Annotated in this window: 1 protein-coding gene; it reads left to right on the forward strand. The window is 72.2% G+C overall.

Annotated elements, in window-relative coordinates; translation table 11 throughout:
* Positions 1-10: 10 nt before the first annotated feature.
* Positions 11-24,778, forward strand: coding sequence for a type I polyketide synthase (locus ACK1X7_RS44505; RefSeq protein ID WP_413116634.1), 24,768 nt, complete (start codon positions 11-13; stop codon positions 24,776-24,778).
* Positions 24,779-24,813 lie beyond the last annotated feature (35 nt).

The raw sequence follows: 24,813 nt of genomic DNA on the forward strand, positions 1-24,813 counted from the left end.
CAAGGTTTCCATGGTGAACGAAGATAGGCTCCGGGACTATCTCAAGCGGGTGACGGCTGATCTGCACCAAGCGCGTCAACGTCTGCGCGAGCTGGAGGCAGGAGAGCCGGACCCCATCGCGATCGTGGCGATGAGCTGCCGTTTTCCGGGTGGGGTGGGGAGCCCGGAGGATCTGTGGCAGTTGGTGGCCGGCGGTGTCGATGCCATCTCCGACTTCCCGTCCAACCGTGGGTGGGACGTGGACGGGATGTACGACCCGGACCCCGAGCGCTCGGGCACGTTCTACTCGCGCGAGGGTGGCTTCCTGCACGACGCGGCCGAGTTCGACGCGAGCTTCTTCGGGATCTCGCCGCGTGAGGCGCTGGCCATGGACCCGCAGCAGCGGCTGCTGCTGGAGACCTCATGGGAGGCGTTCGAGCGGGCGGGCATCGCTCCGGGGTCGGTGAAGGGCCGTCGGGGCGGTGTCTTCGTGGGAGCCTCGACCTCGGGCTATGGCACGGATGTCGACGACCTCCCGGAGGAAGTCGAAGGCCATTTGCTGACGGGCACCTCGACTTCCGTCGTATCCGGCCGTATCGCGTACACCTTCGGTCTCGAGGGGCCCGCGGTGACGGTGGACACGGCGTGTTCCTCGTCGCTGGTGGCGCTCCATCTCGCGGCGCAGGCGCTGCGCCAGGGTGAGTGTGATCTGGCGCTGGCCGGTGGCGTCACGGTGATGACCAGCCCGACCGCCTTCGTGGAGTTCAGCCGTCAGCGCGGCCTGGCGCCCGATGGCCGGTGCAAGCCGTTCGCGGACGCCGCGGATGGCACGGGCTGGTCCGAGGGTGTGGGCATGCTCCTGGTGGAGCGGCTGTCGGACGCGCGGCGCAACGGCCACCCGGTGCTGGCCATCGTGCGCGGCTCGGCGGTCAACCAGGACGGTGCGTCCAACGGTCTGACCGCGCCGAACGGACCCTCGCAGCAGCGGGTCATCCGGGACGCGCTGACCAGTGCCCGGCTGACCCCGTCCGATGTGGATGTGGTGGAGGCCCACGGCACTGGCACGTCCCTGGGCGACCCCATCGAGGCGCAGGCGCTGCTGGCCACCTACGGCCAGAGCCGGCCGGAGGGACAGCCGCTGTGGCTGGGCGCGCTGAAGTCCAACATCGGCCACACGCAGGCCGCTGCCGGTGTCGCCGGTGTCATCAAGATGGTGATGGCGATGCGGCACGGTGTGCTGCCGCGGACGCTGCATGTGGACGAGCCGTCGAGCCAGGTGGACTGGTCGGCGGGTGAGGTGCGGCTGCTGACGGAGGCCACCGAGTGGCCGGAGGGGGATCGGCCGCGCCGGGCCGGTGTCTCCGCGTTCGGTGTGAGCGGGACCAACGCCCACACCATCATCGAGCAGGCCCCGCCGGCCGACGAGGCCGAGCCGGGCCCGGTGTCCGACGGCGACCGTGGGGTGGCCACCTGGCTGCTGTCGGCTCGTGGCCAGGACGCGCTGCGGGCCCAGGCCGCACGGCTCACCGCGTTCCTGCTCGAGCGGCCCGAGCTGAGTCCGCTGGACGTCGGCCACTCCCTGGTCGCCACCCGGTCGATGTTCGAACACCGTGCGGTGGTGTCGGGCGCCAACCGTGCGGAACTGCTGCGTGGCGTCGAGGCCATCGCGACCGGCGAAGCCGCCCCCGGCCTGGTCCAGGGCGTGGCCGGAGGGGCGACCAAGACGGCGTTCCTGTTCTCGGGTCAGGGTGCGCAGCGCCTGGGCATGGGCCGGGAGTTGTACGACTCCTTCCCGGTGTTCGCCCGTGCGCTGGACGAGGTGTGCGCACATCTGGACCCGCTGCTCGACCGTCCGCTGCGGGATGTGATGTTCGCGGCGGAGGGGAGCGCGGACGCCGAGCTGCTCGACCGGACGGCGTTCACCCAGCCCGCGTTGTTCGCCATCGAGGTGGCGCTGTTCCGGCTGCTGGAACACTGGGGTGTCACCCCGGATGTGCTGATCGGTCACTCCATCGGTGAGATCGCGGCCGCGCAGGTGGCCGGGGTGTTCTCGCTGGAGGACGCGTGTGCGCTGGTGGCCGCTCGTGGGCGGCTGATGCAGGCGCTGCCCGAGGGTGGCGCGATGGTGGCCATCGAGGCGTCCGAGGAGGAGATCGCCGGTTCGCTGGCCGGTCGTGCGGCCGAGGTGAGCATCGCCGCCGTCAACGGCCCGAACTCCGTCGTCATCGCGGGCGACGAGGCGCCGGTGCAGGAGATCGCCGCCGCCTGGTCGGAACAGGGACGCAAGACGAGCCGGCTGCGGGTCAGCCACGCCTTCCACTCCCCGCGCATGGACGCGATGCTGGACGACTTCCGGCGCGTGGTGCGGGGACTGTCGTTCCAGGCACCCACCATGGCGCTGATCTCCAACGTCACGGGCGCGGCGGCGAACACGGACGAGGTGTGCTCGCCCGAGTACTGGGTGCGGCATGTGCGCGAGGCAGTGCGCTTCGCCGACGGCGTTGGCTCCCTCCGGGCACAGGGGGTCACCGCCTACCTGGAGATCGGGCCCGACGGTGTGCTCTCGGCGATGGCCCGGGAGTGCCTGACGAACGAGTCGGTGTCGGCCCCGGTCGTGGTGCCGGTGCTGCGCAAGGGACGCCCTGACGCACAGGCCCTGATGGCCGCGCTGACCGAGGCCCATGTCCACGGTGTGACGGTGGACTGGGAGCAGGTCTTCGCCGGGCGGGGCGCCCACACGGTGGAGCTGCCGACGTATCCGTTCCAGCGACAGCGCTACTGGCTGGAGGGTACGAGCGGGGCGTCCGCCGGCTCCACCGCCGCGGACAGTGTGGACGCGCGGTTCTGGGACGCGGTGGAGCGCGAGGACCTGGAGGCGCTGGCGGCGGCCCTGGAGGTCGACGGCGGTGGCTCGCTCGGCGAGCTGCTGCCCGCGCTGTCCTCGTACCGCCGTCAGCAGCGTGACCGGGCCACGGTCGACGGCTGGCGGTACCGCATCTCGTGGAAGCCGGTCTCGGAGACCTCCGCCACCACACTCTCGGGGACCTGGCTCGTCGTCGTCCCCGCCTCCGGTGTCGATGACACCTTCGCGGAGTCGGCGTGCACCGCTCTCCAGCGGCACGGTGCCGATGTCGTGCGTGTGGTCGCGGACGAGGACGACCTCGCCCCCGGCGTGCTGGCCGGGCGGCTGCGTGACATCGCCGCCGACCTGCCCGGGATCGGCGGTGTGCTGTCCCTGGTGAGTGTGGACGAGCGGCCCTGCACCGAACAGCCGGTGGTCCCGCGTGGCCTCGCGCTGACGCTGACGCTGGTGCGGGCCCTGGCCGAGGCGGACATCGAGACCCGGCTGTGGTGCGGCACCCGGGGTGCCGTTTCGGTGGGCCGCTCCGACCAGCTCTCCAGCACCGCGCAAGCCGAGATCTGGGGCCTTGGCCGGGTGGCGGCCATGGAGCACCCGCGGATCTGGGGCGGCCTCGTCGATCTGCCGGAGACGCTGGACGAGCGCGCCGCCGCGCGACTGGCCTGGGCGCTGTCCGCCGAAGGCGGCGAGGACCAGGTGGCGCTGCGCGGCTCCGGAGCGTACGCCCGGCGCCTCTCCCGCGTCACGGTCGGCAACGAGCCGGCCGAGCGCGCGTGGCGGCCCCGTGGCTCGGTGCTCATCACCGGTGGCACCGGCGCCCTGGGCGCCCATGTGGCGCGCTGGGTCGTGCGCGAGGGCGCCGAACACGTGGTGCTGACCAGCCGTCGCGGACCGGCGGCCGAGGGTGCTTCCGAACTCAAGGCGGAGCTCGAGGAACTGGGCGCCCAGGTGACCGTGGCGGCCTGCGACGCCGCCGACCGGGACGCCCTGGCCGCGGTACTGGCCGCCATCCCGGAGCGGCATCCGCTGAGTGCCGTCGTGCACGCGGCGGGCATCCTGGACGACGGTGTGCTGGACGGCCTGACCGTCGACCAGCTCGCCGGGACCCTGACCGCGAAGGTCGAGGGCGCGCGGCAGTTGCACGAGCTGACCGAAGAACTGTCGCTCGACGCGTTCGTGCTGTTCTCCTCCTTCGCCGGCGTCGTCGGCGCCGCGGGCCAGGCCGCCTACGCGGCGGCCAACGCCTACCTGGACGCCCTGGCGCAGCAGCGCCGCGCCCGGGGCCTGGCCGCCACCGCGGTCGCCTGGGGCCCGTGGGCCGACAGCGGCATGGCCGCGACCGGCCGCGCCGGGGAGCGGCTCCGTGGCGGATCACTGCCCCCCATGACTCCCTCGCTGGCCGTGGACGCACTGCGCTGGGCCGTGGGCCATGACGAGGCCGCCCTGGTCGTGGCCGACATCGACTGGTCCGGTATGGCCTCGACGATGAGCGCGGGCCCCAGCCCCCTCGTCAGCGACATCCCCGAGGCACGCGAACTCCTGGCCGCCACCGGCGGAGCCGCCGCTCAGCAGGGCGTGGGCCATGACCTGCGGCAACAACTGGCCGGACGGTCGGACGAGGAACAGCGCCTCCTGCTGCTGGACCTCATCCGCACCCACGCCGCCTCGGCACTCGGCCACTTCTCGGCGGAGTCCGTCGAGCCGGGCCGCGCCTTCCGCGACCTGGGATTCGACTCCCTCACCGCCATCGAGCTGCGCAACCGGCTCGACCTGGCCACCGGTCTGCGGCTGCCCGCGACCCTCGTCTTCGACTACCCGACCGCCGAGGTGCTCGCCGACCATCTGTGGGGGGAGCTGGGCGGAGTCCACGCCGAAGCGGCCACCTCGGCGGTGGCGCACCGGGCGCGGCCCGAAGAGGACGACCCCATCGCGATCGTGGCGATGAGCTGCCGCTTCCCCGGAGGCGTGGAGACCCCGCAGGACCTGTGGCGACTGCTGGCCGAGGGCGGCGACGCCATCGCCGGGTTCCCCGGCGACCGTGGCTGGGACGTCGAGGGCATGTACCACCCGGACCCCGAGCACCCGGGCACGTTCTACGCCCGCGAGGGCGGCTTCCTCTACGGGGCACCCCAGTTCGACCCCACGTTCTTCGGGATCTCGCCGCGCGAGGCGCTGGCCATGGACCCGCAGCAGCGGCTGCTGCTGGAGACCTCGTGGGAGGCGTTCGAAAACGCGGGCGTCAAACCGGCCTCGCTGCGCGGTACCCGGACCGGTGTGTTCGTCGGCACCAACGGCCAGGACTACTCCATGCTCATGCTCGACGGCACCGAGGACTTCGGTGGCCACGTGGGCACGGGTAGCGCGGCCAGTGTGGTGTCGGGTCGTATCTCGTACACGTTCGGTCTTGAGGGGCCGGCGATGACGGTGGATACGGCGTGTTCGTCGTCGTTGGTGGCGTTGCATCTGGCGGCTCAGGCGTTGCGTCAGGGTGAGTGTGATCTGGCGTTGGCCGGTGGTGTGTCGGTGATGTCGACGCCGGGTGCCTTTGTGGAGTTCAGCCGTCAGCGTGGGCTGGCGCCTGACGGCCGTTGCAAGCCGTTCGCCGAGGGTGCGGATGGCACGGGCTGGTCCGAGGGTGTGGGCATGCTGCTCGTGGAGCGGCTGTCGGACGCCCGGCGCAATGGCCACCAGGTGCTGGCGATCGTGCGTGGTTCCGCCGTGAACCAGGACGGTGCGAGCAACGGTCTGACGGCGCCCAACGGCCCGTCCCAGCAGCGGGTCATCCGCCAGGCGCTGGAGAGCGCGGGGCTGTCCCCCTCCGAGGTGGACGCGGTCGAGGCGCACGGTACGGGCACCACGCTGGGTGACCCGATCGAGGCGCAGGCGCTGCTCGCGACCTACGGCCAGGACCGGCCGGAGGACCGGCCGCTGTGGCTGGGCGCCATCAAGTCCAACCTCGGCCATACGCAGGCGGCCGCGGGCGTGGCCGGTGTCATCAAGATGGTGCTGGCCATGCGCGCGGGCCTGCTGCCGCGGACGCTGCATGTGGACGAGCCGTCGAGCCAGGTGGACTGGTCGGCGGGTGAGGTGCGGCTGCTGGCCGAGGCCACCGCGTGGCCGGAGACGGGACAGCCGCGCCGGGCGGGTATCTCCTCGTTCGGACTGAGCGGGACCAACGCGCACACCATCATCGAGCAGGCCCCCGACCTCGAAGGGGCCGTGGCCCCGGAGGCGGTGGAGCCCGGGACGCAGGTGTCGGCGGCCATGGTGCCGTGGCTGGTCTCCGGGCAGAGCCGGGAGGCGCTGCGGGCGCAGGCCGAGCGGCTCCACGCGCATGTGGCGACGCGGGACGACATCGGTGTGCCGGACGTCGGACACACACTGGCGGCCAGGTCGGTGTTCGAGCACCGGGCCGTGCTGGTCGGTGAGGACCGGGAGACCCTGCTGCGCGGCCTGCGGGCCGTCGCCGAGGGCGGAATCGCCTCGGGAGTCGTCCAGGGCCAGGCCGTGACGGCCGGAAAGTCGGCGTTCCTGTTCTCGGGTCAGGGTGCGCAGCGCCTGGGCATGGGCCGGGAGTTGTACGAAGCCTTCCCGGTGTTCGCGCGGGCGCTGGACGAGGTGTGCGCACACCTCGACCTCCTGCTGGACCGTCCCCTGCGGGATGTGATGTTCGCGGCGGAGGGGAGCGCGGACGCGGAACTGCTGGATCAGACGGCGTTCACCCAGCCCGCGTTGTTCGCGGTCGAGGTGGCGTTGTTCCGGCTGCTGTCGGCGTGGGGTGTGGCGCCGGATGTGGTGATCGGTCACTCCATCGGTGAGATCGCGGCGGCGCAGGTGGCCGGGGTGTTCTCGCTGGAGGACGCGTGTGCGCTGGTGGCCGCTCGTGGGCGGCTGATGCAGGCGCTGCCCGAGGGCGGGGCGATGGTGGCCATCGAGGCGTCCGAGGAGGAGATCGCCGGTTCGCTGGCCGGTCGTGCGGCCGAGGTGAGCATCGCCGCCGTCAACGGCCCGACCGCCGTGGTCATCGCCGGTGACGAGGAAGCGGTTCTGGAGATCGCCGGACAGTGGGCCGAGCAGGGCCGTAAGACCCGCCGGCTGCGGGTCAGTCACGCCTTCCACTCGCCCCGTATGGACGCGATGCTGGACGACTTCCGTGACGTGGTCACGGGCCTGTCCTTCCAGGCGCCGTCCATCGCCCTGGTCTCGAATGTGACGGGCGCGGCGGCGAACGCGGATGAGGTGTGCTCGCCCGAGTACTGGGTCCGCCATGTGCGTGAGGCCGTGCGCTTCGCGGACGGCATGGGGGCACTCAACGCCCAGGGCGTCACCAGGTTCCTCGAGGTCGGCCCCGACGGTGTGCTGTCCGCGATGGCGCGGGACTGCCTGACGGCGGACCAGGCCGCGGCCTCGGCCGTGGTGCCGGTGCTGCGCAAGGACCGCCCCGAGACCCAGGCGCTGATGACGGCGCTGGCCGAACTTCACGTCCACGGTGGGTCGGTGGACTGGGAGTCCGTGGTCGCCGGGCGCGGTGCGGGCATGGTGGAACTGCCCACCTACGCCTTCCAGCGCGAGCGGTTCTGGCCCGAGGTGTCCATCTCCCTGGACGGCCTGAACGCGTCGCGCGCCGTGGACTCGGTGGACGCGCGGTTCTGGGAGGTCGTGGAGCGTCAGGACCTGGAGTCGCTGGCGGGCGCCCTGGCCATCGACAGTGAGGCGCCGCTGAGCGCGGTGCTGCCCGCCCTGTCCGCGTATCACCGCAGCACTCGTGATCAGTCGACGATCGATGGCTGGCGTTACCGGGTGTCGTGGAAGCCGGCCTCCGAGGTGGCCGACGGCTCGCTGTCGGGATCGTGGCTGGTGCTGGTTCCGGCGTCGCGTGCCGGGGACGAGCTGGTTTCGGGGGTTGCCGCCGGGCTGGAGCGGCATGGTGCGGGCGTGGTGTCGCTCGTGCTGGACGAGCGCGACCTGGACGCGGACGTGCTCGCCGAGCGGCTGCGCGAGGCGGCCGCCGAGGCACCGGAGCTGGGTGGTGTGCTGTCGCTGCTCGCCCTGGACGAGGAGCCCTGCGCCGCCCATCCGGCCCTCTCGAACGGTCTCGCCCTGACGCTGTCCCTGATACGGGCCATGGTCGAGGCGGGTGTCGAGACGTCGCTGTGGAGCGGTACGCGTGGCGCCGTGTCGGTGGGCCGTTCCGAGCGGCTCACCAGCCCGGCGCAGGCGATGGTCTGGGCGCTGGGCCGGACGGCCGCGCTGGAACTGCCCCCGCTGTGGGGCGGTCTGGTGGATCTGCCCGAGACGCTGGACGAGCGCGGTGCGGAGCGGCTGGCCGGTGTGCTGTCCGTCGAGGGCGGCGAGGACCAGGTCGCGGTGCGCGGCTCCGGTGTCTTCGTACGCCGTCTGGTGCGCTCTGCCGCGGTCGACGGCGACGGAACGACGTGGCGGGCGCGTGGCACGGTGCTGGTGACCGGTGGCACCGGCGCGCTGGGCGGTCAGGTGGCCCGGTGGCTGGCGCGCAGTGGCGCCGAGCATCTGGTGCTGACGAGCCGTCGTGGTCCTGACGCGCCGGGGGCGGCCGAGCTGAGTGAGGAGCTCGAGGCCCTGGGCACCCGAGTGACCGTGGCGGCCTGTGATGTGGCCGACCGTGAGCAGCTCGCCGCGGTGCTGGACGCGGTTCCGGAGGAGTACCCGCTGACGGCGGTCGTCCACGCGGCGGGCGCCAACGGGGCGGGGACGCTGGCCGAGACCGGGCCGGCCGATGTGGCCGCCGTGGTCTCCGGCAAGGTGGCGGGTGCCGTCAATCTGAACGAGCTGCTGGGCGACCGTGAGCTGGACGCCTTCGTGGTCTTCTCGTCGATCGCGGGTGTGTGGGGCAGCGGTGGCCAGGCCGCCTACGGTGCGGCCAACGCCTACCTGGACGCCCTGGTGGAGGAGCGCCGCGGGCGTGGGCTCGCCGGTACCGCTGTCGCCTGGGGCCCCTGGGCCGAGAGCGGCATGGCGACCGGGGATGGAGCCGCCGAGCACTTGGCGCGGCGCGGTCTGCCCGCGATGGTGCCCGACCTGGCGATCGCCGCACTACAGGGTGCGGTCGCGGGTGACGACGGTGCGGTGACGATCGCCGACGTGGACTGGGAGCGATTCGCCCCCGCGTTCACCATGGGGCGGCCGAGCCCACTCCTCGGCGACCTGCCCGAGGTCGAGCGGGCGCTGGCGAGCGCCGGGGACGCCCAGGGCGCCGAGCTGCGCGCCGGAGCGGCGCTGCGCGAGCGTCTGGCGGGGCTGACCGGGGCCGAGACCGATCGGGCCCTGCTCGACCTGGTGCGCGCCCACGCCGCCGCGGTCCTCGGGTTCGCGGGCGCGGAGGCGGTCGAGGCCGGCCGCGCGTTCAAGGACCTGGGATTCGATTCGCTCACGGCGGTGGAGTTCCGCAACCGACTGGTGGCGGAGACCGGGCTGGAGCTCCCGGCGACACTGGTCTTCGACTACCCGAACGCATCGGTCCTGGCGGACCATCTGCGGGCCGAGGTGCTCGGGACGCGGGACGCGGTGGCCACACCGTCGGCGGTGGCGGTCCCGGTCGACGACGACCCGATCGCGATCGTCGGGATGAGCTGCCGCTTCCCCGGCGGGGTACGCAGCCCCGAGGACCTGTGGCGCCTCGTCGCGGCCGGTACGGACGCCATCACCGACTTCCCCTCCGACCGTGGATGGGACGTCGAGGGGATGTACGACCCCGACCCGGAGCGCTCGGGCACGTTCTACGCCCGCGAGGGCGGGTTCCTCGACGGGGCGAGCGACTTCGACGCGGGGTTCTTCGGGATCTCGCCGCGTGAGGCGCTCGCGATGGACCCCCAGCAGCGGCTGCTGCTGGAAACGTCGTGGGAGGCGTTCGAGCGGGCCGGTATCGACCCGGCGTCCGTGCGCGGCAGCCAGATCGGTGTCTACGTCGGCGCCGCCACCTCCGGCTACGGAATGGGACTGGCGGAAGTCCCCGAGGGCCTCGAAGGCCAGATGCTGACCGGCAGCGCGACCTCCGTCGTGTCCGGCCGTATCTCCTACACACTGGGTCTGGAGGGACCCGCGCTGACGGTGGACACGGCGTGCTCGTCGTCGCTGGTCGCCCTGCACCAGGCCGCGCAGGCGGTGCGCCAGGGCGAGTGCTCCATGGCGCTCGCCGGTGGTGTCACCGTGATGACCAGCCCGGCCGCCTTCGTGGAGTTCAGCCGGCAGCGCGGGCTCGCCCCTGACGGCCGGTGCAAGCCGTTCGCGGACGCCGCGGATGGCACGGGCTGGTCCGAGGGTGTGGGCATGCTCCTGGTGGAGCGGCTGTCGGACGCCGAGCGCAATGGCCACCAGGTGCTGGCGATCGTGCGTGGTTCCGCCGTGAACCAGGACGGTGCGAGCAACGGCCTGACGGCGCCCAACGGCCCCTCGCAGCAGCGGGTCATCCGCCAGGCCCTCGCCAACGCCCAACTGTCGCCCGCCGACGTCCAGGTGATCGAGGCACACGGCACCGGTACCACGCTGGGCGACCCGATCGAGGCGCAGGCGCTGCTGGCCACCTACGGCCAGGAGCGCCCGGAGGACCTGCCGCTGTGGCTGGGCTCGATCAAGTCGAACATCGGCCACACCCAGGCCGCTGCCGGTGTCGCCGGTGTCATCAAGATGGTGATGGCGATGCGGCACGGTGTGCTGCCGGAGACGCTGCATGTGGATGAGCCGTCGCGGCAGGTGGACTGGTCGGCGGGTGAGGTGCGGCTGCTGACCGAGACCACCGAGTGGCCCGAGAACGGGCAGCCCCGCCGGGCGGGTGTCTCCGCGTTCGGGGTGAGCGGCACCAACGCGCACACCATCATCGAGCAGGCCCCGGTACACGTCGAGGCGGACGGTACATCCGCCGACGACCACGGCATGGCCCCCTGGGTGCTCTCCGCCCGGACCCCGGAAGCCCTGCGGGCCCAGGCCGAGCGGCTGCGCGCCCACCTTTCCGAAGGGGCCGAGGCCGCCGTTCTGGACATCGCCGAATCGCTGGTCGCCACGCGGTCGGTGTTCGAGCACCGGGCGGTGCTGCTGGGCACCGAACGCGAGAGCCTGCTGCGCGGTCTGGAGACCGTCGCCGCGGGCGACGACGCCCCCGGCATCGTCCAGGGGCAGGCGGCCAAGGGCGGGAAGACCGCGTTCATGTTCACCGGCCAGGGCGCGCAGCGCCTGGGCATGGGCCGGGAACTGTACGACTCCTTCCCGGTGTTCGCACGGGCACTGGACGAGGTGTGCGCGCGGCTCGACCTTCTCCTCGACCGTCCGCTGCGGGATGTGGTGTTCGCGGCCGAGGACAGCGATGACGCCGGGCTGCTGGACCGGACGGCGTTCACCCAGCCCGCGCTGTTCGCCATCGAGGTGGCGCTGTTCCGGCTGCTGGAGCACTGGGGTGTCACCCCGGATGTGCTGATCGGCCACTCCATCGGTGAGATCGCCGCGGCGCATGTGGCCGGGGTGTTCTCCCTGGATGACGCCTGCGCCCTGGTGGCCGCCCGCGGCCGCCTGATGCAGGCGCTGCCGGCCGGTGGCGCGATGGTCGCCATCGAGGCGTCCGAGAAGGAGATCGCGCCGTCCCTGACCGGCCGTGCGGCCGAGGTGAGCATCGCCGCCGTCAACGGCCCCGCCGCCGTGGTCATCGCGGGCGACGAGGAAGCTGCGCTGGAGATCGCCGGACAGTGGGCGGAGCAGGGCCGCAAGACCCGCCGCCTGAAGGTCAGCCACGCCTTCCACTCGCCCCACATGGACGCGATGCTGGAGGACTTCCGCGCGGTGACGCGGACGCTCACCTTCCACAGCCCGTCCACCGCGCTCATCTCCAATGTCACGGGAGAGCAGGCCGGGGCCGAAGAGGTGTGCTCGCCCGAGTACTGGGTGCGGCACGTACGCGAGACCGTCCGCTTCCTCAATGGAGTGCGGTCCCTCGAAGCCCAGGGTGTCACCTGCTACGTCGAGGTGGGCCCCGACGGCGTACTGTCCGCGATGGCCCAGGACTGCCTGACCGGACCGGTCGACGACATCTCGGCCGAGGACACACCGGCCCCCCTGCTGGTTCCGGTGCTGCGCAAGGACCGCGGCGACACACAGGCGCTCGTCGCGGCCCTCGCCGAGATACACGTCCACGGCGAAACCGTCGACTGGCGGCCGTTCTTCGCCGGACGTGGCGCCCGCCGCGTCGACCTTCCGACCTACGCGTTCCAGCACCAGCGCTACTGGCTGGAGGCCGGTACCGCGGCGGGAGACGCCGCGGCCTTCGGCCTCGATCCCGCCGACCATCCGCTGCTGGGCGGAGCCGTCCCCCTCGCGGGCGCCGACGGCCTGGTGTTCACCGGAACGCTCTCGCTGCACACCCAGCCCTGGCTGGCGGACCACGTCCTGGCCGGCGAGGCGGTCCTGGCCACCACGGCCCTCGTCGAACTGGCCATTCGCGCCGGTGACGAGGTCGGCCTCGGCCATGTGGAAGAGCTCGTCGCCCAGACGCCCCTGGTCCTGCCCCGAGGGGGCGGCGTCCAGATCCAGCTCGTCCTGGGCGAGGAAGACGAGTTCGGCACCCGTTCGCTGGAGGTGTACTCGCGAGCTGCCGAGCCGGTGGGCGAGGACGAGTGGATCTGCCACGCCAGCGGTGTGCTCGCCCCGGAGCCGGACGATGCCGCGGCCGCCGAAGGAGCGGCCCGCTTCGACTCCACCGCCTGGCCCCCGCCCGGCGCCGAGCGCGTCGATGTGGACGGCCTGTACGAGCTCCTCGCCGACAGTGGCTTCGTCTACGGACCCTCCTTCCGTGGCCTGCGAGCCGTGTGGCAGCGCGAGGACGAGGTGTTCGCCGAGGTCAGCCTGGCCGAGGAGTCCGTCGTGGACGCCCAGCGGTTCGGGTTGCACCCCGCCCTGCTGGACGCGGCGCTTCAGCCGCTCGGCCTCGGGGTCCTGGACGGTGTGGGGCGCGGCCGCATGCTGTTCAGCCTGGCCGGGGTGTCGCTGTACGCGGCCGGTGCCTCCGCGCTGCGGGTCCGGCTCGCTCGCACGGGACCGGAGACCCTCTCCCTGGCGGCCGTCGACGGAGCCGGTGAGGCCGTGCTGTCCGCCGACACGCTGACGCTGCGCCAGGTCGCCACGGAGCAGCCGGAGAGCCCGGCGCCGGACGCGGCCGGGACCGGCGTCCCCGCCGAGGTGACCGCCGCGGTCGAGGAGACCATCCCGGTCGAGGAGACCGCCCCCGTCGAGGAGACTTCCACCAAGCCCTCCCGTCGGCGCAAGACCACACGACGCACCGCCAAGCGGGGCGCCGGATCGGACTCCGGACCGCTCGCCGCGCTGCGCGAGCGGCTGGCCGGGCTCTCCGAGCCGGAGCAGGACCGGGTGCTGCTCGATGTGATCCGCACACATGTCGCGGCGGTGCTCGGACACGCCTCCGCCGACGCGGTCCAGGGGTCGCAGGCGTTCAAGGACCTCGGCTTCAGCTCGCTGACCGCCGTCGAGTTCCGTAACCGGGTGAGCAAGGCCACGGGCCTGCGCCTCCCGGCGACGGCCGTGTTCGACTACCCGACCCCCGCCGAACTGGCGAAGTTCACCCGTGCCGAGGTCCTCGGCACGCTGACCGGGGCCCGGCAGCCGGTGCCGGTCGCGGTGGCGGCCAACGACGATCCGATCGTGATCGTGGGAATGAGCTGCCGCTATCCCGGAGGGGTGTCCAGCCCCGAGGGGCTGTGGGATCTCGTCGCCCAGGGCCGGGACGGCATCTCGCCCTTCCCGACGGACCGTGGCTGGGACGTGGAGAACCTCTACGACCCGGACCCGGACGAGCCCGGCAAGTGCTACACGCAGGAAGGCGGCTTCCTGCACAACGCCAGCCAGTTCGACCCGGCGTTCTTCGGGATCTCGCCGCGTGAGGCGCTGGCGATGGACCCGCAGCAGCGGCTGCTGCTGGAAACCTCGTGGGAGGCGCTGGAGCGGGCCGGTATCGACCCGGTCTCCGCGAAGGGCAGCCAGACCGGCGTCTTCGCCGGTGTGACCTACCAGGACTACGGCGGCCTCCTCGTCGGATCGCAGGAGAACGTCGAGGGCCTCGTCGGCACCGGTGTCTCGCCCAGCGTGCTCTCGGGCCGTATCTCCTACACCCTGGGCCTCGAAGGGCCCGCCATGACGGTGGACACCGCGTGCTCGTCGTCGCTGGTCGCCCTGCACCTCGCGTGGCAGGCACTGCGCCAGGGCGAGTGCTCGCTGGCGCTGGCCGGTGGTGTGACGGTGATGTCCACCCCGATGTCGCTGATCGAGTTCAGCCGGCAGCGCGCCCTCGCCACCGACGGACGGAGCAAGCCGTTCTCGGCCGCCGCGGACGGTGCGAGCTGGGCCGAAGGCGTCGGCATGCTCGTCCTCGAGAGGCTGTCGGACGCCCGCCGCAACGGGCACCCGGTTCTCGCCGTGGTGCGGGGCAGCGCGGTGAACCAGGACGGTGCGAGCAACGGCCTGACCGCGCCCAACGGCCCCTCGCAGCAGCGGGTCATCCGGCAGGCACTGGCGAACGCCCGACTGTCGGCCGCCGAGGTGGACGCCGTGGAGGCGCACGGTACGGGTACCTCGCTGGGCGACCCGATCGAGGCGCAGGCGCTGCTGGCCACCTACGGCCAGGACCGCCCCGAGGGCGAGCCGCTGCTGCTGGGCGCCATCAAGTCGAACATCGGCCACTCGCAGGCGGCCGCCGGTGTGGGCGGCGTCATCAAGATGGTGATGGCGATGCGGCACGGCGTGCTGCCGAAGACGCTGCACCTCGACGAGCCTTCGCCGCATGTGGACTGGACGGAGGGCGACGTCGAGCTGCTGGCCGAGGCCAGGCCGTGGCCCGAGACCGGGCATCCGCGGCGTGCGGGTGTGTCGGCGTTCGGTATGAGCGGCACCAATGTGCACACCATCCTGGAGCAGGCTCCGGAGGTCGAGGCGGCAGAGGCCGCCGAGGCAGAGGCCGCCGACGCTCCGGTGGCGTGGGTCGTGGCCGGCAAGACCAATGACGCGGTGCGGTCCCAGGCCGCGCGACTGCGGGAGTTCGTGGCCGAGCGCCCCGAGCTGCGTGCCGCGGATGTGGCGCACTCCCTCGCGACGACCAGGTCCGCGTTCCAGTTCCGGGCCGCGGTGACCGGGACCGGCCGCGAGGAACTCCTCGAGCGTCTGGAGGCGTTGGCCGAGGGCACGAAGGCACCGGGCGTGGTCCGCGCGAGCGCCATCGAGGCCCCGGGCCGCTCGGTGTTCGTCTTCCCCGGCCAGGGTGCGCAGTGGATGGGCATGGCGGTGGGCTTGCTGGAGTCCTCGCCGGTGTTCGCGGAGGCGATGGCCGAGTGTGAGACCGCCCTGTCGGCCCACGTCGACTGGTCGCTGACCGAGGTGCTGCGCGGTGCCGAGGGCGCTCCCGGTTTCGACCGGGTGGACGTGGTGCAGCCGGTGCTCTTCGCGGTGATGGTCTCGCTGGCGAAGCTGTGGCGTTCGGTCGGCATCGAGCCGGCTGCCGTCATGGGCCACAGCCAGGGTGAGATCGCCGCGGCGTGTGTGGCCGGTGCGCTGTCGCTGGAGGACGCCGCGAAGGTGGTGACCTTGCGGTCGCAGGCGATCGCGGCGGGTCTTGCGGGCCGTGGTGGCATGGTGTCGGTCGGGCTTCCGGTCGACCAGGTCAAGGACCGTATCGCCGCGTGGGATGGTGCGATCTCGGTGGCCGCGGTCAACGGCCCCGGCTCCGTGGTGGTCTCGGGTGACCCGGGTGCGCTGGATGAGATGGTCGCTCAGTTGGAGGGTGCGGAGATCCGTGTTCGCCGGGTTCCGGTGGACTACGCCTCGCACTCCGCCCATGTGGAGGCGATCCACGAGGAGCTGCTGAAGGTCCTTGCGGACATCGCGCCGCGCTCCTCCGAGGTGCCGTTCTACTCCACGGTGCTCGGTGAGCTGGTGGACACCGCCGGACTGGATGCCGAGTACTGGTACCGCAACCTGCGGCAGACCGTCGAACTGGAGGCCACCACCCGCGCCCTGCTCGCCAGTGGCCACGGTGTGTTCATCGAGGCGAGCCCGCATCCGGTGCTCACCCTGCCGGTGCAGCAGACGGTGGAGGCCGCCGAGGCGCAGGCGGTGGTCGTCGGCACGCTGCGGCGTGACGAGGGCGGCTTGGAGCGGTTCCTGACCTCGATCGCCGAGCTTCATGTGGGCGGGGCCGACGTCGACTGGCCGAAGGTGTTCGCCGGACACGGCGCCCGCCGGATCGACCTGCCGACCTACGCCTTCCAGCGGCAGCGGTACTGGCCGCAGCCGGCCGAGGGCGACACGTTCGGCAACGCACCCGTGTCCGAGGCCGACTCGGTGGACGCCCAGTTCTGGGAGGCCGTCGAGCGCGAGGACCTCGAAGGACTGGCACAGACCCTGGAGCTCGACGGGGAAGCGCCGCTGAGCGCGGTGCTGCCCGCCCTGTCGTCGTACCGGCGGGGCAGGCGGGACCGTTCGACGGTCGACAACTGGCGCTACCGGATCAACTGGAAGCCCCTCATCGACCAGTCGTCGTCCGGCTCCGACCAGGAGCAGGGCGCCCCGATCACCGGTACCTGGGCGGTCGTCGTCCCGCCGGTCGACAGCGCCCGTGAACTGGCGGAGCGCATCGTCCGGGACGTGGAGCGCCACGGTGCCCGCATGGTGCGGATCGACCTGGACGCGACGGAGCCCGAGCGGTCGTCGCTGGCCGAACTCCTGCGGGCCTCGGCCCCCAGTACACCCGCCGCGGACGGATCCGAGCAGGAGGGGAAACCCGCGATCGACGGAGTGCTCTCCCTGCTCGCGCTGGACGAGGAGGCGCTCGCCGAACACCCGGGCATTCCGCGTGGCTTCGCCGCCACCGTGGCCCTGGTCCAGGCGGTGAGCGACGTCGACATCGACGTGCCGCTGTGGCTCGCCACCACCGGAGCCGTGTCCGTGGGCCGTTCCGACCGGGTCGGCAGCGTCAAGCAGTCCCTGGTGTGGGGTCTGGGCCGAGTGGTCGGCCTGGAGTACGCACAGCGCTGGGGTGGTCTCGTCGACCTCCCCGAGTCGCCGGAGGCGATCGACGAGCGGGCGCTGAACCGTCTGGTCGGCCTGATCGGGCGCTCCGGTGACGAGGACCAGGTCGCGGTGCGCGCCACCGGGGTCTTCGGCCGACGGCTCGTCCGGGCGCCCCTGGGCGACAGCCGGCCGGCCCGTACCTGGCAGCCGAGCGGCAGCGTCCTGATCACCGGTGGTACCGGTTCCCTCGGTGGCCGCCTCGCCCGCTGGCTGGTCCGTGGCGGTGCCGAGCACCTGGTGCTGACCAGCCGCCGCGGCCTGGACGCCCCCGGCGCGGCGGAGCTGAGGGACGAGCTGATCGCTCTTGGCGCCCGGGTCACCGTCGCGGCCTGCGACGTCGCAGACCGTGACGCGCTGCGGGAGCTCCTCGACGGACTGCCCGCGGAGTATCCGCTGACCGCGGTGGTGCACGCGGCCGGCATCCTGGACGACGGCCTCATCGACACCCTCACCGTCCCCAGGGCGCAGGGTGTCTTCCGGCCCAAGGTGGACGCCGTGGTGAACCTCCACGAGCTGACCCAGGACCTGGACCTGTCCGCGTTCATCCTCTTCTCCTCCTACGCCGGAACCGTCGGTGGTGCCGGTCAGGGCAGCTACGCCGCCGCGAACGCCTTCCTCGACGCCCTGGCGCAGCAGCGCCGGGCCCAGGGGCTGGCGGCCACCTCGGTGGCGTGGGGTGCCTGGGGCGGCGGCGGTCTGGTCGACGACGCCATGGCTGCCCAGCTCAGGCGGCGCGGTATGCCGGCGCTGGTGCCCGAACTCGCCGTGGACGCCCTTCAGCAGGTGCTCGACCACGAAGAGGTCGACGTCACCGTCGCCGACGTGGACTGGGAGCGCTACGCCCCCGGATTCGCCGCGGCCCGGCCGCGTCCCCTCCTGAACGAACTGCCGGAGGTGCGGCAGGCGCTGGAGGCGGCGGAGGCCGAGCTCGGTGCGACCTCCACCGGGCTGGCCGAGCGCCTCGAAGGGCTGTCGGCCGCCGAACGCCAGGCGGAGGTGCTCGACCTCGTCAGGTCGCACGCCGCCGAGGCGATCGGATACCCGAGCGCCGACTCGGTGGAGCCGGACCGGGCCTTCAGGGACATCGGGTTCGACTCGCTGACCGCGGTGGAGCTGCGCAACGGCCTCGGCATGGCGACCGGTGTGAACCTGCCGATCACCGTGGCCTTCGACTACCCGACGCCCACGGCGCTCGCCGAGTTCGTCCTCGGCGAGGTGCTGGGCACCGCCCCCGCGCCGGCCGATGACCTGCCGGTGGTGACGGGCACGGTGGTGGACGACGATCCGATCGTGATCGTGTCGATGAGCTGCCGCTTCCCCGGTGGGGTACGCACTCCGGAGGATCTGTGGCGGCTGGTCTCCGAGGGCAGCGACGTGATCAGCGCCTACCCGACCAACCGTGGCTGGGACCTCGACGAGCTGTACGACCCGGACCCGGAGAACTCGGGCACCAGCTACTCGAGCGGCGGCGGATTCGTCTATGACGCCGACGAGTTCGATCCGCAGTTCTTCGGGATCGCTCCGCGCGAGGCGCTGACCATCGACCCGCAGCAGCGGCTGCTGCTGGAGACCTCCTGGGAGGTGTTCGAGCGGGCGGGCATCGACCCCACCTCGCTCAAGGGAAGCCGGACGGGTGTCTTCGCGGGAAGCAACGGCCAGGACTACATCGGCCTGCTGCTGACCGCCCCGGGCGGACCCGAGGGATACCTCGGAACGGGCAACGCGGCCAGCGTCGTATCGGGCCGTATCTCCTACACCTTCGGTCTCGAAGGACCGGCCGTCACGGTGGACACGGCGTGCTCGTCGTCGCTGGTGGCGCTGCACATGGCCGTGCAGTCGCTGCGCCAGGGCGAGTGCTCGCTCGCGCTGGCCGGCGGTGTCACGATCATGTCCAGCCCGGGGTCGTTCGTGGACTTCAGCCGCCAGAAGGGGCTGTCGTCGGACGGACGGTGCAAGGCGTTCGCCGCGTCGGCGGACGGCACGGGCTGGTCCGAGGGCGTCGGCGTGCTGCTGCTGGAGCGGCTCTCGGACGCGCGGCGCAACGGTCACCCGGTGATGGCGATCGTGCGCGGCTCCGCGATCAACCAGGACGGTGCGTCCAACGGCATCACGGCGCCCAACGGCCCGTCGCAGCAGCGGGTCATCCGCCAGGCGCTGGCCAGCGCCGACCTCTCCGCCCACCAGGTGCAGGCGGTCGAGGCGCATGGCACCGGCACCAGGCTCGGTGACCCGATCGAGGCGCAGGCGCTGCTGGCCACCTACGGCCAGGGGCGGCAGGAGGACCAGCCGCTGTGGCTGGGCTCCATCAAGTCGAACCTCGGGCACACGCAGGCGGCCGCGGGTGTGGCCGGGATCATCAAGATGGTGATGGCCATGCGTGCGGGCGTGCTGCCGAAGACGCTCCATGTCGATGAGCCCACACCGCATGTGGACTGGACGGCGGGCGAGGTCCGGCTGCTGACCGCGCCGACCGCGTGGCCGGAGAACGGCGAGCCGCGCCGGGCGGGTATCTCCTCGTTCGGCATCAGCGGCACCAACGCCCACACCATCATCGAGCAGGCCCCGGAGCCGGAGGCGGTGGAGCGGGTCCGTAAGGACGACGCCCCCTCGACCGACTCGGAAGCACTTCCCTGGACGATCACCGGCAAGGGCGCCGAGGCGCTGCGCGCCCAGGCGAGGAACCTGCACGACCATGTGACGGCCCACCCCGAGCTCGACCTCGACGACGTGGGCTACGCCCTGGCGACCACCCGGTCCGTCTTCGACCACCGCGCCGTGCTCATGAGCGGCGACCGGGACGGGTTGCTGAGCGGGCTGGACGCCATCGCCTCGGGTGCCACGGCTCCCGGAGTGATCCAGGGATCCGTGGGCACGGCGGGCAAGACGGCGTTCCTGTTCTCGGGCCAGGGCGCGCAGCGCCTGGGCATGGGCCGGGAGCTGTACGACGCCTTCCCCGTGTTCGCCGGCGCCCTGGACGAGGTGTGCGCCCACCTGGACGTGCTGCTCGACCGGCCGCTCCAGGAGGTGATGTTCGCCGTCGAGGGCAGTGCGGACGCGGAACTGCTGAACCAGACGGCGTTCACCCAGCCCGCGCTGTTCGCCATCGAGGTGGCGCTGTTCCGGCTGCTGGAGCGCTGGGGCGTCACCCCGGATGTGCTGATCGGCCACTCGGTGGGAGAGGTCGCCGCGGCCCATGTGGCCGGGGTGCTCTCCCTGGAGGACGCGTGCGCGCTCATCGCGGCGCGTGGCCGGCTGATGCAGGCGCTGCCGGAGGGTGGCGCGATGGTGGCCATCCAGGCATCCGAGGTGGAGATCGCGGTATCGCTGGCCGGTCGTGAGACCGAGGTGAGCATCGCCGCGGTCAACGGCCCGACGGCCGTGGTCATCGCCGGTGACGAGGAAGCGGCACTGGAGATCGCCGGACAGTGGGAGGAGGAGGGCCGCAAGACCCGCCGGCTGAAGGTCAGCCACGCCTTCCACTCGCCCCGCATGGACGCCATGCTGGACGACTTCCGTGACGTCGTCTCCGGCCTGTCCTTCCAGGCACCGTCGATCTCTCTGGTCTCCAACCTCACGGGCGCGTCCGCGGGAGCGGCCGAGGTGTGCTCGCCGGAGTACTGGGTGCGGCATGTGCGGGAGGCCGTGCGGTTCGCGGACGGGGTACGGGCCCTGGAGAAGCTCGGGGTGACCTCGTTCCTGGAGGTGGGCCCCGACGGTGTGCTCACCGCGATGGCCCAGGACTGCCTGACGGCCGAGGAGGGCGGAGGCGATCTCACCCTCGTCCCCGCTCTGCGCAAGAACCGCCCCGAGGCGCGGTCGCTGACCACGGCGCTGGCCGAACTCCATGTCCACGGCTCCACCGTGAACTGGTCGACCGCGTTCGCCGGACACGATGTGCGGCGGGTGGAACTGCCCACCTACGCCTTCCAGCGGCAGCGCTACTGGCCGAAGGCGCCCGGCCCGATCACCGGGGACGTCGCCTCCGCCGGACTCAGCTCTCCCAACCACCCGCTGCTGGGTGCCGGAGTCGAGCTGGCGGGCAGCGACGGATTCCTGTTCACCAGCAGGCTGTCGGTGCAGAGCCAGCCGTGGCTGGCCGACCACGCGATCGGCGGCGCGGCCCTGTTCCCGGGCACCGGATTCCTGGAGCTGGCCATCCGCGCCGCCGACCAGGTCGGCAGCGGCCGGGTCGAGGAGGTCACCCTGGCCACCCCGATGGTCCTGCCGGAGAACGAACCGGTCCAGGTGCAGCTCTGGGTGGGGGACAGGGACGAGACGGGCTACCGCTCGCTCAGCCTGTACTCCCGCTCGGCCAACGCCTCCTCGGACGAGCCGTGGACGCAGCACGCGGCCGGTGCGCTCGCCCCGACCGGCCCCGAGCCGTCGTTCGACCTGAGCGCATGGCCCCCGGCGAACGCGGAAGCCCTGGACATCAGCGACTTCTACGAGCGCTTCGCCGCCAGCGGCTTCGCCTACGGCCCGGTGTTCCAGGGCCTGCGGGCCGCCTGGCGCTCCGGCGACGACGTCTACGTCGAGGTCGGTCTCGGTGACAAGCACGCGTCGGACGCGGCCGACTTCGGCCTCCACCCGGCCCTGCTGGACGCCGCCGTGCAGGCGGTGACCTTCGTCGCCCTGGAGGACGTCGGCCTCTCCCGGCTCCCGTTCTCCTGGAGCGGGGTGTCGCTCCACGCCGGTGGCGCGTCCACCCTGCGGGTGCGGCTCACCCAGTTGGGACCGGATTCCATCTCCCTCGCGGTGGCCGACGGAACCGGCCGCCCGGTGGCGTCGGTCGAGTCCCTCGTGCTGCGCCCGGTGTCGGTGGAACACATCGACTCGGCCAGGACGTCGGCGTTCCGCGACTCGCTGTTCACGCTGGACTGGACCCCCGTTCCGGCCATCGCTCCGGCCGAGACGGCGACGGCCGAGTGGGCCCTGGTGGGCACCGACCACTACGGACTGGCCGCCGGCGCGATCGCCGGAGCCGAGGTGACCGCCTACGCCGATCTCGACGCGCTGGGCGCCGCGATCGACGGTGGCGCCGCCGCCCCGGAGGCCGTGCTGGTCTCCTACGCACCGGGCCTCGACGACGAGGCGGCCCAGGGCAAGCCCAAGAGCAAGGCGAAGGGCAAGAGCAAGGCCAAGCGGGGCCCGGAGCCCGCGGGCGCCATCCACTCGGTGACGCACCACACGCTCGGCATGATCCAGGGCTGGCTCGGCGACCGCCGGTTCGACTCCTCCCGACTGGTCTTCGTGACCTCGGGCGCCATGGCGCCCGAGGACCGCGACGAGACCCCGGACCTGATCCACGCCCCCCTGTGGGGCATGGTGCGGTCCGCGCAGTCGGAGAACCCGAACTGCTTCGTCCTGGTGGACCTCGACGAGCACGAGGCGTCCAGGGCGGCACTGCCCGCCATGCTCGCCACCGACGAGCCGCAGGCCGTGGTCCGCGAGGGAACGGTGCTCGGCCAGCGCATGGCCCGGGTCTCCTCGGGCACGGCGCTGCTGCCGCCGGCCGGAATACGGGAATGGCGCCTGGACATGCACGCCAAGGGAACCCTGGAGAACCTGGCGCTGCTGCCCTGCCCCGACACCACCGAAGCCCTGGGCGAGAACGAGATCAGGGTCGAGATGCGCGCCGCGGGTGTGAACTTCCGCGATGTGCTCAACGCCCTGGGGATGTACCCCGGAGAGGCCGGGCCGCTCGGTGGTGAGGGCGCCGGTACCGTGACCGAGGTCGGCCCCGGAGTGACGGACCTGTCGCCCGGCGACCGGGTGATGGGCATCTTCAGCGGGTCGTTCGGCCCGGTCGCCATCACCGACCGGCGCGTCGTCGCCCGGATCCCGGACGACTGGACGTTCGAGCAGGCGTCCTCCACTCCCATCGTGTTCCTGACGGCCTACTACGCCATGGTGGACCTGGGAGGTCTCCAGGCCGGCCAGTCGGTGCTGGTGCACTCGGCGGCCGGTGGTGTGGGCATGGCCACGCTCCAGTTGGCACGACACCTGGGGGCCGAGGTCTTCGGCACGGCGAGCGAGGGCAAGTGGGACACCCTGCGGTCGCTGGGTCTGGACGACGAGCACATCGCGTCGTCCCGGACGCTGGACTTCGAGAAGCGCTTCTTCGATGTCACCGGCGGACGCGGTATGGACGTGGTGCTCGACTCGCTGGCACGGGAGTTCGTGGACGCGGGCCTGCGTCTGCTGCCCCGCGGCGGCCGGTTCCTGGAGATGGGCAAGACCGACATCAGGGTGCCGGAGGAGGTGGCCGCCGAATACAGCGGTGTCTCCTACCAGGCGTTCGACCTCATCGAGGCGGGACCCGATCGCATCCACGAGATGTGGGCCGAGCTGATCTCGCTGTTCGAGAGCGGAGTGCTGCGGCCGCTGCCGCTGCGCACCTGGGACGTCCGCAGGGCGCCCGATGCCTTCCGCTTCATCGGCCAGGCCCGGCACACCGGCAAGGTGGCGCTGACCATCCCGAGGACCCTCGATGGCCCGGGAACGGTGCTGATCACGGGTGGTACGGGTGGTCTGGGCGCGTTGCTGGCCCGTCATCTGGTGGTGGAGCACGGTGTGCAGTCTCTGGTGCTGACCAGTCGTCGTGGCGTGGAGGCGCCGGGTGCGGCGGAGTTGGTGGCGGAGCTGGCCGGGCTCGGTGCGCAGGCGCAGGTCGTGGCGTGTGATGTCGCCGACCGGGCGTCGGTGGAGAGCCTGCTGGCCGGAATCGGGTCGGAGCATCCGCTGTCGGCCGTGGTGCATGCGGCCGGTGTGCTGGATGACGGTGTGGTGGAGTCGCTGACGCCGGAGCGGGTGGACAAGGTGCTGCGTCCGAAGGTGGACGCCGCGCTGCACCTGCACGAGCTGACCCGCGATCTCGACCTCGCCGCCTTCATCCTGTTCTCCTCCGTCTCCGGCACCTTCGGCGGCGCGGGCCAGGCCAACTACGCGGCGGGCAACGCCTTCATGGACGCCCTGGCCCAGCACCGCAGGGCCGCGGGTCTCCCCGCAGCCTCGCTCGTGTGGGGGCCGTGGACACAGGACGGCGGCATGACCACCGAGCTGGCCGACGCCGACGTCAACCGGATGTCCAGGACCGGCATGGTCGCCCTCACCCCCGAGGCCGGACTCGCGCTGTTCGACGCGACCCGCGATCTCGACGGTGCCGTCCTGGTGCCCATGACGATGGACATGGCGTCGGTGAGCGAGTCGGTACCCGCACTGCTGCGCGGACTGGTGCGGGCACCCGCACGCAGGACCGCGGAGTCGGCCGCGGCGAGCACCGGGGTCGACCCGGTCGCCGAGCTCAAGCAGCACCTGGGCGGGAAGTCCGAGACGGAGCGCGAGCGCATCCTGGTGGACCTGGTGTGCGACCAGGTGGCCGTCGTCCTGGGCTATGCGTCGGGGCAGGCGATCGAACCCGGACACGCGTTCAAGGACCTGGGCTTCGACTCCCTGTCGGCCGTCGAGCTGCGCAACCGTCTCAACGCGATCACCGGAACGCGGCTGCCGGCCACCCTGGTGTTCGACTACCCGACCCCGGCGTCGCTCGGACGATTCCTGCGCGAAGAGGTCACTCCCGCGGACGGGCCCGCGACCGAGCCCGTCTTCGGAGAACTCGACCGCCTGGAATCCACCCTGTCGGCGCTCGATTCCGGCAGCGAGACGCACGACAAGGTCATGGCGCGGCTCCAGGGCCTGGTGGCCAAGTGGTCCGCCGGCGGAACCGGGCAGGTGTCCGGCACCGCGACGGCGCTGGACGACGAGATGGACGACGACAGCGAGATCGAATCGGCCACCGCCGACGAGATCTTCAAACTCATCGACGATGAATTCGGAACCTCCTGACGTGGCGAGCTGGAACTCACAGAGTGTTTCAAGGG

Origin of the sequence: Streptomyces sp. CY-1 (genome assembly GCF_047218265.1) — a bacterium.
Taxonomy (GTDB): Bacteria; Actinomycetota; Actinomycetes; order Streptomycetales; family Streptomycetaceae; genus Streptomyces; species Streptomyces niphimycinicus.

Excerpts from the sequence above, each read along its gene's own strand:
- ACK1X7_RS44505 (WP_413116634.1), top strand. The coding sequence starts at position 11 with ATGGTGAACGAAGATAGGCTCCGGGACTATCTCAAGCGGGTGACGGCT.